Origin of the sequence: Streptococcus sp. HMSC10E12 (genome assembly GCF_001807855.1) — a bacterium.
Taxonomy (GTDB): domain Bacteria; phylum Bacillota; class Bacilli; order Lactobacillales; family Streptococcaceae; genus Streptococcus; species Streptococcus salivarius.
In genome coordinates this window covers 1-13,527 of record NZ_KV791124.1, presented here as the reverse complement: position 1 = coordinate 13,527, position 13,527 = coordinate 1, and the positions used below count along the sequence as shown (strand labels likewise).

At 43.2% G+C, this 13,527-nt stretch carries 12 protein-coding genes; all 12 read left to right on the top strand.

Annotated features, from left to right (window positions below):
- Positions 1–7 precede the first annotated feature (7 nt).
- The 12 genes from HMPREF3112_RS10285 to acrIIA6 all read left to right on the top strand — a co-directional run bounded on the left by HMPREF3112_RS10285 (position 8) and on the right by acrIIA6 (position 13,332).
- Positions 8–4,615 carry a tape measure protein gene (locus HMPREF3112_RS10285; RefSeq protein ID WP_070439687.1) on the top strand — a complete coding sequence of 1,536 codons (4,608 nt, stop codon included), beginning with the start codon at positions 8–10 and terminating at the stop codon, positions 4,613–4,615.
- A complete protein-coding gene (locus HMPREF3112_RS10280) occupies positions 4,612–5,340 on the top strand; it encodes a hypothetical protein (RefSeq protein ID WP_070439685.1) in 729 nt (242 codons plus the stop codon). The genes HMPREF3112_RS10285 and HMPREF3112_RS10280 overlap by 4 nt, the downstream gene beginning before the upstream one ends.
- Positions 5,337–7,214: a phage tail protein gene (locus HMPREF3112_RS10275; RefSeq protein WP_083278190.1), complete on the top strand. Its 1,878-nt coding sequence runs from the start codon at positions 5,337–5,339 to the stop codon at positions 7,212–7,214. Before HMPREF3112_RS10280 ends, HMPREF3112_RS10275 begins: the two co-directional genes overlap by 4 nt.
- Positions 7,201–9,372, top strand: a complete 2,172-nt coding sequence (locus tag HMPREF3112_RS11180) for an SGNH/GDSL hydrolase family protein (protein ID WP_083278188.1) — start codon at positions 7,201–7,203, stop codon at positions 9,370–9,372. The genes HMPREF3112_RS10275 and HMPREF3112_RS11180 overlap by 14 nt, the downstream gene beginning before the upstream one ends.
- Before the next feature lie 11 nt (positions 9,373–9,383).
- Positions 9,384–9,818: a phage holin family protein gene (locus tag HMPREF3112_RS10265; protein ID WP_070439684.1), complete on the top strand. Its 435-nt coding sequence runs from the start codon at positions 9,384–9,386 to the stop codon at positions 9,816–9,818.
- Positions 9,811–10,041 (top strand): phage holin, encoded by a 231-nt coding sequence (locus tag HMPREF3112_RS10260; RefSeq protein ID WP_070439682.1) that lies wholly within the window; start codon positions 9,811–9,813, stop codon positions 10,039–10,041. The genes HMPREF3112_RS10265 and HMPREF3112_RS10260 overlap by 8 nt, the downstream gene beginning before the upstream one ends.
- 3 nt (positions 10,042–10,044) lie before the next feature.
- Positions 10,045–10,497 carry a hypothetical protein gene (locus HMPREF3112_RS10255; RefSeq protein WP_070439678.1) on the top strand — a complete coding sequence of 151 codons (453 nt, stop codon included), beginning with the start codon at positions 10,045–10,047 and terminating at the stop codon, positions 10,495–10,497.
- Positions 10,498–10,510: 13 nt separating this feature from the next.
- Positions 10,511–10,843: a hypothetical protein gene (locus tag HMPREF3112_RS10250; protein WP_070439676.1), complete on the top strand. Its 333-nt coding sequence runs from the start codon at positions 10,511–10,513 to the stop codon at positions 10,841–10,843.
- Positions 10,844–10,847: 4 nt separating this feature from the next.
- Complete coding sequence (locus HMPREF3112_RS10245; protein WP_070439674.1) at positions 10,848–11,120, top strand: hypothetical protein; 273 nt, start codon at positions 10,848–10,850, stop codon at positions 11,118–11,120.
- Between the two features lie 18 nt (positions 11,121–11,138).
- On the top strand, positions 11,139–11,885 hold the full coding sequence (locus HMPREF3112_RS10240) for a CHAP domain-containing protein (protein WP_070439670.1): 747 nt from the start codon (positions 11,139–11,141) through the stop codon (positions 11,883–11,885).
- 533 nt (positions 11,886–12,418) lie between these two features.
- Positions 12,419–12,763, top strand: coding sequence for a hypothetical protein (locus tag HMPREF3112_RS10235; protein ID WP_070439667.1), 345 nt, complete (start codon positions 12,419–12,421; stop codon positions 12,761–12,763).
- A 17-nt stretch (positions 12,764–12,780) separates the two neighbouring features.
- Positions 12,781–13,332: an anti-CRISPR protein AcrIIA6 gene (gene acrIIA6, locus HMPREF3112_RS10230; protein WP_070439665.1), complete on the top strand. Its 552-nt coding sequence runs from the start codon at positions 12,781–12,783 to the stop codon at positions 13,330–13,332.
- Positions 13,333–13,527: the final 195 nt, after the last annotated feature.

Below are 13,527 nucleotides of genomic sequence, written 5' to 3'. Positions count from 1 at the left end.
ATAATCTATGGCAGATGGTACAGTCACCATCAAGGCGTTATTTGACGGAAAAGACGCTGAAAGCGGGGCTAAACGTATCAAAGGGGCGTTAGAGGGCTTGAAAGGTTCAGCCGGTAAAGTTGGTTCGGTCTTCAAGTCTGTTCTCGGTGCTAATTTAATCGGTGGTGCTATTATGGGCGGTATTAGTGCCCTTGGTAATGGCATGAAATCCATGGTTGGTGAGCTTAATAGCTCGACTAAAGCATGGAAGACTTTTGAAGGCAACATGCAACAGATTAACATGCCTACTGACCAAATCAAGCAAGTCAAAGGCGAGTTACAGGACTTTGCGACCAAGACAATCTATTCAGCGTCCGACATGGCTTCTACCTACTCTCAGTTAGCGGCTGTAGGAACAAAGAATACAACCGAGCTTGTTAAAGGTTTCGGTGGCCTTGCGGCAGCGGCGGAGAATCCACAACAAGCCATGAAGACCTTGAGTCAACAAGCTACCCAAATGGCTGCTAAGCCTAAAGTCCAGTGGCAAGACTTCAAACTTATGCTAGAGCAAACGCCTGCAGGTATTGCCGCCATTGCAAAAGAAATGGGCATGAGTACCGCTGAAATGGTCCAAGCAGTCCAAGACGGCAAGATTAAGACCGAGGACTTCTTTGACGCCATTGCTAAAGTGGGTAACAACGACACTTTCAGTAAGATGGCCACAGAGTTCAAGACCGTTGACCAAGCTATCGACGGGATGAAAGAATCTCTTGCTAACAAGCTAATGCCACAGTTTGAGAAACTCAATCAAATCGGTATCAAGGCAGTTGTCGGTCTTACCGATGCGCTCGAAAGAATTGACATCAACGGCATTGCTGACAAGATTGGCAGTGGATTGCAGTCGCTCTGGAAAGGCTTCGCTAACACGGGAGCTTTAAAAAATCTGGGTGCGACGTTTACCTACATTTCAAGCTCAATCAAGCAACTATTCAGCAAAATCGATGGCAGTAAGCTCATGCATGGCCTCGGTTCAGTCTTTGGCGACATTGCTAACGGTATCTCGCAAGCCTTGAATATCGCTACTACATCAGTTAGAAGTTTCATCAGCTCATTTGCTAATACAGGGGCTTTTCAATCGTTCAAAGCAGCAGTGCAAGATACTTGGAACGCTCTTAAAACTATCGGTTCATCATTCGGTGAGGTGTTCGGTAGCTCACAAATGCAGTCTATCATTTCAGGTATTGGCTCAGCTCTTGGAACGCTTGTTAACTGGATATCTCAAGCTATTTCAGCAATATCTAGGTTTATCAGTGCAATTCCACCGGGAATCTTAAACGGAATCACCAGCGGTATTTTAGCAATGGTAGCAGGGTTCATGACTGCCAAGGCCGGTATTTCTGCCGTTAGTGCAGCATTAAGAGGGCTTGACTTTATCAAGAGCCTTAACCCATTCAAGAAGTTCGGAAGTGATGCAGCAGCAGGCATGGGTGAAGCGGCTAATAGCACTAGACGCTCTAAATCAACGATTACTCAGCTATTTAGTGGAATGTCAAACGTCATTAAATCGTCTGGTAATGCGATTAAAGGCGTTCTGACAGCCTTATTCAAAGGTATTGCTGAAACTTACAAAGGCTTTGGACAAGGGCTTAAATTCGCTTTACAAGGGCTTAAGGGGTTGAGTTCAGCTCAAATCCTCTCGTTTGCCACAGGTATTGCTATTGCGGCAGTCGGAATCGGTGCAGCGATTGCATTGATTGTAGCTTCGTTCTCGCTATTAGCAAGTCATGCTAGTGGTGTTTCACAAATCATTAGCTCTATCGGTTCAGCGTTTGGGACCGTTGTCGAATCGATTGGTAAAGCAGCAGGAACTATCATTGAAGCATTCGGGACTGCTTTCGGTATTGTTGTTAAAGCAGTCGGTGAAGCAGCACCAGGACTCGCCAAGCTTTCACCACTTGTTGAAGCTATCGGCACTGCTCTAGGCAATGCAGCACCATTCATTACAGCGTTTGGTAATGCTTGGACTTCTATTTTAGGAACGCTCCCAGCTATTATCAGTGCATTTAGCGGGTTGGTTGGTGCCATTGGTTCTGCAATCAGTCAAGTAGCTACCGCTATCACTCCGATTGTTCAAATTATCGGAAATACTATCACGGCAGTAGCTCAAATCATTGCTAATGCCATCGTGGCAATCGCTCCGGTAATTTCAAATTGTATCGTCCAAGTTGCTCAAGTAATCGGGCAATTCGGACCACAGATTGCAATGGTTTTACAAGTGATTGTACAAGCCATTCAAGCAACGGCACCAGTTATTATGACTTTGATTCAAGGGATTGTTACAGTTGTTCAAACAATGGCACCAGTCATTAGTCAAGTGATTTCTGCTATTGTTACAGTCGTTCAAACATTGGCGCCAATAATCAGCCAAATCATTTCAGCGATTGTTACTGCAATAACGCAAATCGTGCCGATCATCACGGCCATTGGTGGTGTGATTAGTGCTGCATTCAGTGGCATTGCATCGGTTGTGTCAGCAGCAGGAATGGCAATTGCTACCGCTGCAATGGGTATCGGTACGGCTATTAGTACGGCTCTTAGTGGTGTGGCAAGTATCATTAGTGCTACTGGCTCAGCCATTGGTGCAGCCTTGCAGGGTATTGCTAGTGTAGTGCAGTCAGTCGGGACATCAATCAGCACAGCGGCTCAAGGTATCGGAAACGGTATCAAGTCAGCGTTTGAAGGAATTTCAAGCGTAATTACATCCGCTGGGAGTGCAATCAGTAGCGTATTGAATAGCTTGGCTAATGTGTTCAACTCAATCGGTACGGCTGCTCAAAAAGCGGGGTCTGGCTTCAATCAGCTTGCTAATGGTGTCGTTAAGATTACCAATACCAACTTAGGAGACATGGCTGCATCTCTTGCGGCAGTTGCCAAAGGAGTTGGGTCAATTGGTAACAACTCAGCAGGGCTTGCTCAAGCTGGTACTGGTATGACTAAGCTCGGAGATGGCATGAGTAAGGTGTCTAGTTCAGCATCTAGTGCTGTATCTGGATTGACATCATTCTCAAGCACGATTACAAGCATTCAATCGTCATTCACAAACCTACAATCACTACTCACTACCGCTGGTACTGCGTTTAGTACGTTCTCTAGTCAAGCTAGTCAATCGCTAGCTGGTTTAACGGCTATTGTAGCCCCTATCACAGCGTTTAGAACACAAATCATGACACTAGCACCAGCCTTGATGGTTGCTGCGACTGGTTTAACTCAGTTCAGCACAGTATCAATGACGCTCACTGCTAGCATGACTTCTATCAGCTCAAGCATGACTATGCTAACTACTAGCTTAACAATGTTAGCTACTCAGTTGACTATGATCACTACGAGCATGACAATGATGGCTACTAGCTCAACTATGCTAGGCACTAGCTTAACGCTTGTAGGTACTCAATTCATGATGATTGGTACTTCATTGACCATGCTAAACACTCAATTCATGATGTTTGCCACTAGCTTGATGCAAATGACATCACAGCTCATGATGACAGGGTCAGCAGTGACCATGTTTGGCGCTCAGCTCATGACTGCTCAGACTGGTTTCAGCATGGTTTCTATGATGGCTACCATGGTATCTAGTCAGCTTGCTATGCTTGCTAGCTCAGCCCAAATGGCAGGAGTTGGACTTGCAATGATAAGTGCTCAAGTCATGATGTTAGCTAGTGTGTTCGCTACCGTTGGAGCAGCAGCAATGACATTGCAAGCTACAATGATGTCATTAGGTATGGCAGTAAGTGCAGGCATGATGTCAGCAGTTCAAGCGGTAACGTCTGGAGCTATGCAAATGACTGCGGCTCTACGTTCTAGCGGTACACAAATGGTTGCTAGCACGCAAGCCTTCATGAATCAGATTGTCTCAGCAGTCAGAAACGGCATGAACCAAGTCGTTGCCGCTATCCGTGCCGGTGGTGCTCAAATGGTATCAGCTATGCAAGCGAGCGGACAGCAATTAGTTGCAGTTACGCAAGCAGCGGTTAACCAAGCCGCAGCCGCAGCTAGAGCCGGTTACGGGGCCTTTTTCTCAGCAGGGGCTTACATGGGTCAAGGTCTTGCCGCTGGTATGATGTCAGCTCTTGGAGCGGTTACGGCAGCAGCCAATGCCTTGGTAGCACAAGCAGAGCGTGCAGCACAAGCGAAAGCCAAAATCAACTCACCTTCACACTTGTTCCGTGACCAAGTCGGTTGGTGGATTGGTCTTGGTATTGCTAGAGGTATCGATGAATCAGCACCAGAAGTTGCTAATAGCCTTGACTACATCCGTGACCAAGTCAACGGGTTCAATGTTCGAGCTAATGCAATGCTGACCGGTGCCACTTCAAACATGGCTAGTCAGTTGAAGATGGAAGTCTTACGTGATAAGACGCCAGACGCTACCATTTCAGCACGTCAAGAAGCCTATGCTGCACATTCGGCAGGGTTGCTTAGCGATGTGATTGACGCTCTTGGAGAGCTTAAAGACCAAGTAGCACAAGGTCAAAACATGGTATTAGACACGGGTGCTCTAGTCGGTGGCACAGTTAATAACTTCAATAGTGCCATTGATACGATTAAAACTTTGAAAGGACGACACAGATTATGATTACTAAAATCAAAGAATATATAGCGTTTGGCGATTTTAATAGTCGTGACGCTGGTTGGTACCTACAGAAACGTGAAGCACCAACGCCAGAAGAGAAGGAAATCGTTGAGTCTATCCCCTTCATGCAAGGGGAACTCGACTTTTCTAGTATTTTGGGGGAACGTGTGTTTAAGCCTAGAGAGATAACATACGAGTTTAAATTGCCATTCACTGAGTATGAATCAAGAAAGGTCGCAGAACGTGAGATTAAATCTCGCATGGCGACTAAGACAGAAAGAAAGCTGTTTGATACACACGATAAGCGTTACTATTGGATGGGCAAGATTAAGAGTATCAAGGTAGCTGATGACCCAATTAAAAAGAATTTGGTTGCTACTATCGTGTTCAAGTGCTATCCATTTGCATTTCATGAGAACGACTACTTTGATGATGTATGGGACACCTTCGATTTTGAAAATGACGACTCAACATGGACTAAATGGCAGTTAGGCTACACAAGGACAGAAAGGACGATTTATTTCGTTAATTCTGGTGACACAGCCATTAGTCCAGTGGTCTATTGCGATGAAGATGTTACGCTTATTGATGCCGATGGTGTTATCTACAACCTAAAACGTGGCGAGAATAGAGATTTTGCATTAACGCTCTATCAGGGCATTAATTACTTTAGAACTAAAGGCAATGGCACAATTGCCATGCACTACAATAATGAGGTTATGGCATGACGGTATCAGGTAAAATTGAAGTATACAACGTTAGTCATACTGGCTACAGTGTCAAGGTGACTGGCGCAAGCATTGATGGAGGATTGAAAAGCGTTGGATTCCCGACTTGGAGCATAAAAGAAAAATACTCGGAACAGTTTGGCAAAGTGGCAGACCAAGACGACATAATCTGGTATCAAGGTGTGCGATGGGGTGATGAATGGTTCTGTACTGTCAATATCTCCGACCATGACTATGATAGAGGTGAATATTTTACCCACGTCTATCTCTCTCGCCAAGATGGCAGTTTAGAGGGTCTTGGTGGTGAGAAAATCACTATCCCAGACCCACCAAAAACGATGAGGAAAAGGGGTGGATACGCTGTTTATTGGTGGCCTAATGTACATGATAGGCGTGGAGATAAACTCCTCCGAAATACCATAGCACGGAAGACAATTCACAACCCTTATAGCTCAAAAGGTGGGAAAATCATCGCTGGTGAAATCACTCAAGCACTCAATACCATCAATGAGTTTACATTTGCTATCCCGTTCACACATCCGTTGTATAACAAGATGGTTCCGTTCAAGTCTATTATCGAAGTAGTCAACCTCTACGATGGAACGATTGAGTTTGTTGGACGGGTGCTGACCACGACTAACGAAATGACAACGGATGGTTTCGCCCAAAAAGTATCGTGTGAAGACTTCCTCTCGTTTCTTCATGACTCGGCTCAATGGTTCCAGAAACTGCCGAACCGTGGGGCAGGGCAGTATTTGTTAGAAATGTTAAATGTCGCAAATGGGCAAGTTGAAGATTACAAGCGGTATTCTTTAAGAAAAGTAACCGTCAACAGTAGAACGGATAAACCGTTTCGCTATATTGGTTACGAGTCCACATGGGATTGTGTACGAGAGCGAATTATCAACAATATCGGTGGATATTTAAGGGTTTACGAGTTAAACACTGTGCTGCACCTAGACTGGACAAAAGACATTGGAGTTACCAAGAAATCACCAATCCAGATTGGCAAAAATATCAAATCAGCCAGTCGGTTGCTTGATTTCGATGGGCTGGCTACTCAAATTATGCCAGTAGGGGCGGATATTCAGAAAGACCATCCAGACGAAGACCAAAGCCCAGATGTTACAAGGGAGCAAATCACAATTTGGAATGTCAACAATCATAGCGTGTTCCTTGAGGATAAGGAACTAATCAAAGAGTTTGGGGTTATCCGTAAGCCAGTAATCTGGACGGAAATCGACAACCCTAGTGTCCTATTGGCTCGTGGCAAGCAGTATCTACGCAACCAAAAGATTGCACTTGCAAAATGGACGATTTCAGCCGTTGAACGCTATTTGATTGATGACCGTTACGATAAATTTGAAATCGGGAACAAGCACCCGATTATCAACGCACCTCTCTCTGGGATTGAAACTTTGCAAATTTTGGAAAAGAAAATTGATATACTTAACCCACAGTCGGTTGAGCTGACTATCGGCTCGCAATCTCAATCACTTGCAGCGTACCAGCTGCAGTTGCAAGAAGCGGAAAATTCTATCGAACGTGTCAAACAGAATGCTTCTGTTGCCGAAAAAACTAAGCGCTTGAAGGCTCTACAAAGTCAACTTACAGCGCTTAAAAACAAGCCTAGCACAGCACCTATAGAGCCAACAGCACCCAATCCACCTAAAACAGATGCTACGCAAGAAGAATTATCGGCGTATGACAAGGCGTTTGCTGATTATCTAGTAGCCAAAGCCAACTACGATAATCAACTTGCATCATACAACATGGACGAGCAAGAACGCACTAGGACGATTAGGGATGTAGAAGCCGAAATTACACGATTACAAAACGAATTAAAAGAAGGAGGAACCAATGCCACAGAATGAAGCAGAAGGGCGCTTAAATCTATATGATGATGTGACGCCTTTAGAAAACACCCAAAGCATTGACGTTTTGACTAGAGCCATCCGCAAAAAGACACGGGGGGCAGATGTTCGAGAGGCTATTGCTAAGGCTATCGAAACAACTTATACTGACGGCACTTCCAACGGCAACGCCAATCTGGAAGTCGCAAAAGCTCGGGGGGAATATGAAACCCTAAATCAACGCCTTCAAGATATCCAAACAACCGCCAAGTCAAGTCAAGAACTAGGGGAGCGGAATGACGACAACAAGGTAGACAAGAACGGTAGTGGTCAAATCAAGTGGGCAAACCTTGCGCAAGATGCAAGAGAGCAAATCTCAGGTGGCAAGGTGGCAGTGGTTGGAAACAACGCTGTTTCAACATCTAACATCGTTGATGGAGCAGTTACGGACACCAAACTTGATGAACGCATGGGGTTTGGGTTGATGATTGCAGGTCGACTATTGATTGATGTCGCCAATTCTCAAGTGGAATTAAGCAGCGGTAGTTGGTTCCAAGTCGGAAAACGTAAAGCCAACGCCAGAGATACCTTAACAGCTCCGCTGCCAAAAACGGGTTTGTCGCAGTACGTTATTTACAACGACGAGACGAACTCGTTATATGTCAAAACATTAAACGACATTCAAAACATTGGTAATCGTGAAACCATCTTAGCAATCCTATTTAATGGAGCATTGGTTCACCCACAATCCTCTCCATTTGTTAAGACGGTGGGGCTCAAAGTCGGTGAACGCTTAGACTACGTGAATGCCGACTGGGGGACAGTTATCCAAGGGGAAATCACATTTGACGCCAAAACAAATACTGTCAGAGGTCAAAGAAAAGGCGACATTATTGTCTCTTTTCAAAATTATTACATCAACGGCATTGAAGATTTTGAAATTACCTTACCGAACTACTCCGGGAAATTGTTACTCTTTGATAGAGAGACCAAAAAGTTTCAAGTAGCGGACATGGATAGTTACGACAGTCACAAGAAGAAAGATATTTCTAAAGCAGCTTCACTAATCAAAGTGGCTGAAATATACCAAAATGAAATTAGGCATATTTCTAGCAATAGCAATATTTTTCTTGTCAACCAAGAAACTCAACGCAAACAAGACATCACACTTGAACGGTTGAAAGTTGACTTACAAACCAAGCGGACAGTTATCGTAATGTTAGGTGACTCAACGACGGATGGGTACAGAACATCTGGTTATTCAGGAAATGTTCTTGAAAGTTTGACACCAAAACCAAACACTTATACCGAGATTTTAAACGGTATTATTAACGGTCAAAAAGGGTATGGCTTTAACCATAAATTCTATAACCGTGGATTCTCTGGTAAAACGATTGCTTGGTTAAAAGATAATTTGGATGCTGTTTTAGCTCCAATCACCGAAAAAATCGACTATGCTATTATCTCAATGGGAATTAATGACAGTGTTTACCAGAAGGCCAACATTCAACCTTTCGAAGAGAACCACATCGACATTGTTAAACGTTTGAAATCAAAAGGAATTAAACCAATTCTAATGTCGACACAAGCCCAATTTGAAAACTATAATCGTTTCGGCTCAAAGATCAACAGTATCGCTGACAATATCAAGAAAGATTTAGCGAAAGAACTAGGTATTCCATTCATTGACTACAATGCCGGGACTAGAAATATTCTGAATGACTCAGAGTATAGTGTTAAGGCTCTTATTCCTGATATGTGTCACTTCGGCGATTTAGGACATCAAAAATCAGCGGAATTTCTAGCCAGTCAATTAATTCACCGTGTCGAGGAGGTTGCTGCTGGCAACAAAATTGGCTATCAGAATAATCGTGTTGTCTCAGACTTGAACTATTCAGATTATTTATCCGATGTTGAAAAAGAGGTTAAATTCTTACCTTCGAAGGTAGATGGGTTTGACTTAGAGGGGCACTTTAATGGGGCTCAAAAGACCATGTTTGAAGTTTTGGTCTATGTCAATAAACCAGTTGCAGTTAAATACTTCGGGGAGAACGTGTCTGTAAGTAGCAACGGTGCTAACTTGGATGATGGCGCACGGTTGGATGTTGGTCTCTACAAGATTTCAGTTAAAAACACGCCAAATCAACCATCATCCTTCCGTGGTTTGAAATTTGAGTAGAAGGGGGAATATTGAACAAGCCAGATGGAATTTGGGGGATTTTGGATGTTGTACGGAACTTCTACGAGCATGGGATAGATGACCATTTATGGGTGTTCCTACTAATGATTATCATTGCTAGTGATATCGTGGTGGGAGTATCCAGGGCGTGGGCTTATCATGAGTTTTCAAGCTCGAAATTCAGAAAAGGGCTTGTCAGTCATACTGCTATGATTATCTTTGTAGCCATCTTCTATCCGTTCGCTAATTTCATGAATTTAGGCGGGATGTTAGATGCCTTTATCATGGCTATGATTGCAGCTTATGGCTCTAGTATTCTAGCTAGCTTATCGGCTCTAGGAGTGGAAATTCCGTACTTTGATAAGTACATAAAAAAAAATATCGACAAAGACAAATTTAATTTAACTTCGATTGAAGAAGAAAAGGAGAAAACAGAAAATGATTAATTTTAAACTACGTTTGCAAAACAAAGCTACTCTAGTAGCTCTTATCTCAGCGGTTTTCTTGATGTTGCAACAATTCGGGCTTAATATCCCTAGCAACATTCAAGAGGGTGTAAATACTTTCGTTGTGATCTTGGTTATTCTTGGAATCGTTACCGACCCAACAACAAAGGGTGTGGCAGACAGTGAGCGTGCATTAAACTACAACCAACCTCGTGAGGACTAGCTTATGTCTAGACTCATGACCTCTATCAACCAAATTGAAGGGGGTGATGTCCTAAAATCTGGGGACACCACTTCCGTTTTTGGTTTTGAAATTCTAGGGTACGACGGAAAACGCATGGAGCTATCTGGTACTGGTAAGTTGACACTTTCCAATGATGAGACAGTGGCGCTCTACCAAGATATTACCGTTGAAAATGGGCGTTTTTCATTCTCAATGGGGAACGTGGTAGCTACTGGCACTTACTACCTTGAAATTAAACTGGACGGGCATATTTTCCCGTCCAATAATTTCAAAGTGAAAGTGAAGAACTCGTTGAATGCAGATAGTGCTATTCCATCGGACAAGAGCCCTAAACTAAAGTTACTAGCGGATGAATTGCGAGATTCTGGGTACATTGCCGGTGGCAGTGAAATTACGGAAGACCTCGTAAATGTCTACAATCTTGCTAAAATCTGAAAGGAATAATTAAATGAGTAAATTACACGATTTCGCCCAAGCCGTTGGTGCAGATATCAAAGAAATTAAAACAGCGTTGGCTGGCAAGGCTGAGAAAGGCGAAGTAACCACTAACGGCATCACTCAAGACCAACTTAACACTGCCATTCAAGGTGTTAAGACTGCTATTCTGGGCGAAGGCGTCCCAGAAGAATTGGACACACTCAAGGAAATCGCTGATAAAATCGCCGCTGCTGGTGGTAATGTTGATTCTGGCATCATTACTAAACTTACAGAGTTTGGCAATCGTATTACAGCTATTGAAACTGAGGACTTGGTAGCAGCATATACTGCTGCGAAAGCGTGAGCCTATGAGTAAGTTCACAGAATTTGCTCAAGCAGTCGGTGAGGATATCAAGGAAATTAAAGACAAACAATCTTCATCGTTGAGTATCAGCCAAGCGTATGGGTTATTTCCAACATATAACAACTTTTTCCTACAGGTTCTAGAGCAAAATAAATTCGCGGCAGACCCACTTGTAACAAAATCTCAACTACCTACAAGTGAAATTGACGCTTTAAAACAGAAGGTCGAAGAGTTGGAGAGAACTATCTCGGAGATTAAACAAGCTATTCAAAAATAATTTAAGGAGGCCTACTATATGGCAACAGATAATGACATTATCTTATTTGCAGAAAATCTAGCTGACGCTGGTGTCGGTACTGATGCTGATGGATCGTGGGGAACACAGTGTGTTGACCTGCCCAACTCTATCTCAATTAACTTCTTTGGCCGTGCTCTTTGGGGTAACGCAATTGACTTGCTAAACTCAGCGGCAGCAGCAGGCTATGAGGTCGAGTACAACCAAGAAGGCAACCTCGACAGCCGTCCACGTCGTGGGGCTGTATTCGTCATGGATACCACTTACATCGCAGGTCATTCATACGGCCACACTGGCTTGGTTATCGAAGATTCAGACGGCTACACCATGCGAACTATCGAGCAGAATATTGACGGCAATGCTGATAGCTTATACGTTGGCGGCCCTGCTCGTTACAATACACGCAATTTTGACGGTATTGTGGGCTGGTTCTATTTCCCAACCGACAACCAATCACAATCCCCTGCACCAACCCCAACTCCGTTTGATGGTATAATTACTATTAACGAGGAAACCGGGACATTTACAGTTGAAGTATCAGCTCTTAACGTTCGAGCTGGTGCCGGTCTAGGCGCTGAAATCGTGGCAGTCTATGGAGCTGGTGAAACTATCAACTATGACGGCTGGTGTGACGTTGACGGCTATATCTGGATTAGCTACATTGGCGGGTCTGGAAATCGTCGTTATGTCGCAGTCGGACAATCAGAGAATGGCCGCCGTGTAACGTCATTCGGTTCATTCGCTTAATCAAGACCACGCAAACTAAAAAACGAAAAGGAGTATATCACCTCCCCTCAGACCACAGTAGGGACATCATGGTGGTAGTGGTCGAAGTCTCAGCGTTTTGCTGGGGCTTTTTTTATTTGGTATAATATACCTACAGCAAGCAAGCCTTGACTGTCTAAAAGACTGATTAAGTTCAGCGCCATGTAAGCTATGTGCACGTAGCCCGATGGAATTTTATGGAACGGGTGCCGTCGCGCCCACCGAAAAGGGCTATTTGAGAGAGGGCCCTTTTTGTGTTATAATGAATATCCATCATAGGCAAAGAGCCATGAGTTAGTCTCATAGCTCTTTTTTATTTGTGATTTTCAAAGATAAGTGATACTATAGTCAGTGGAATACTTGGTATCATTTCGATAAATTCCTCGAACTGTCCCCCGGCTTTTAGTCGGGGTTTTTATTTTGCAAAAAAACTGAATTTCTTTATAAAAAGTGTTGACAAACTATCATGTATGATATATAATATACTTGTAAGATAAAGGAAGGAAGTAAAGGAAATGAAATCACAAGTAATGAGCCTAGCATGGAAAATCTTCAAAAACGAAAAAAATGACGTAACTTTTTCTGAAGCATTGAAATTCGCTTGGAAAGCCGTTAAACGTCAAAAAATGGCGGATGATTTCTACTTCTTCCGTTCTTCAAACGTTAAATTCCAAGGTGTTAAGAAATGGTTTGCTGAAAAAGAATTTCGTGGACGCAACAAGAAAGACTTGGCGTTCATGTCAGTAAGTGCGATCAGTGTTAAAGGGTTGGTCGAAGAAACTGATAAAGCTGTTAAACTTGAAATCGTGACACCTTATGGAGTTTCTGCTAAATGGTACCCAAAAAGTGTAATTGCTTAATAAAAAGGAGAAATAAAATGGAAATCAACAATGACATCAAAGAGTTAATCTTGGAATACGTGGGACGCTATTTCAAGTTTGAAAATGATTTTTACAAATTGCCGGGCATCAAATTTACCGATGCAAATTGGCAAAAATTCAAAAACGGTGATACATCCATCGAGAAAATGGGGGCGGCACGAGTAAACGCAATGCTCGACTGCCTATTCGATGATTTCGAGCTTGCTATGATTGGCAAGGCTCAAACTGATTATTACATTGATAACTCACTTAAATTGAACATGCCATTTTATGCTTATTATGACATGTTCAAAAAACAACAGCTTCTAAAATGGATTGAGAATAGTCGTGAAGACATCATCGGAGGGGCTGGCAGAATGTACACAGCGGGCGGTAATTGGATTTCTAGCGCTTATTTAGAGATCGCATTAGAATCTAGTTCCATCGGTGGCGGTGGCTATATGCTTCAAATGCGGTTCAAAAACTACTCAAGAGACCCTAGACCGATTCCAGCAGGCCACCAAAATCGTCTCGAATGGATTGAAAACAACTTGGAGAATATCCGATAAAAGACTAGGGTTATCCTAGCCTTTTTTGTGTATTCATGACAAATCAATAGACATTTAACCTAAATAAAGGTACACTATACATGTACTTTAGGCGATTACGCGCTGAATGTTTTTGTTTTTCATGTCGCTTGGTAGCTCATGCTGCCAAGTCTTTTTTTATGCTCAATCAAGAATTTTAGTATCCTTGATTGAAAT

Excerpts from the sequence above, each read along its gene's own strand:
- HMPREF3112_RS11180 (WP_083278188.1), top strand. The coding sequence starts at position 7,201 with ATGCCACAGAATGAAGCAGAAGGGCGCTTAAATCTATATGATGATGTG.
- HMPREF3112_RS10285 (WP_070439687.1), top strand. The coding sequence starts at position 8 with ATGGCAGATGGTACAGTCACCATCAAGGCGTTATTTGACGGAAAAGAC.
- HMPREF3112_RS10240 (WP_070439670.1), top strand. The coding sequence starts at position 11,139 with ATGGCAACAGATAATGACATTATCTTATTTGCAGAAAATCTAGCTGAC.
- HMPREF3112_RS10250 (WP_070439676.1), top strand. The coding sequence starts at position 10,511 with ATGAGTAAATTACACGATTTCGCCCAAGCCGTTGGTGCAGATATCAAA.
- HMPREF3112_RS10275 (WP_083278190.1), top strand. The coding sequence starts at position 5,337 with ATGACGGTATCAGGTAAAATTGAAGTATACAACGTTAGTCATACTGGC.
- HMPREF3112_RS10235 (WP_070439667.1), top strand. The coding sequence starts at position 12,419 with ATGAAATCACAAGTAATGAGCCTAGCATGGAAAATCTTCAAAAACGAA.
- HMPREF3112_RS10255 (WP_070439678.1), top strand. The coding sequence starts at position 10,045 with ATGTCTAGACTCATGACCTCTATCAACCAAATTGAAGGGGGTGATGTC.
- HMPREF3112_RS10260 (WP_070439682.1), top strand. The coding sequence starts at position 9,811 with ATGATTAATTTTAAACTACGTTTGCAAAACAAAGCTACTCTAGTAGCT.
- HMPREF3112_RS10245 (WP_070439674.1), top strand. The coding sequence starts at position 10,848 with ATGAGTAAGTTCACAGAATTTGCTCAAGCAGTCGGTGAGGATATCAAG.
- acrIIA6 (WP_070439665.1), top strand. The coding sequence starts at position 12,781 with ATGGAAATCAACAATGACATCAAAGAGTTAATCTTGGAATACGTGGGA.
- HMPREF3112_RS10280 (WP_070439685.1), top strand. The coding sequence starts at position 4,612 with ATGATTACTAAAATCAAAGAATATATAGCGTTTGGCGATTTTAATAGT.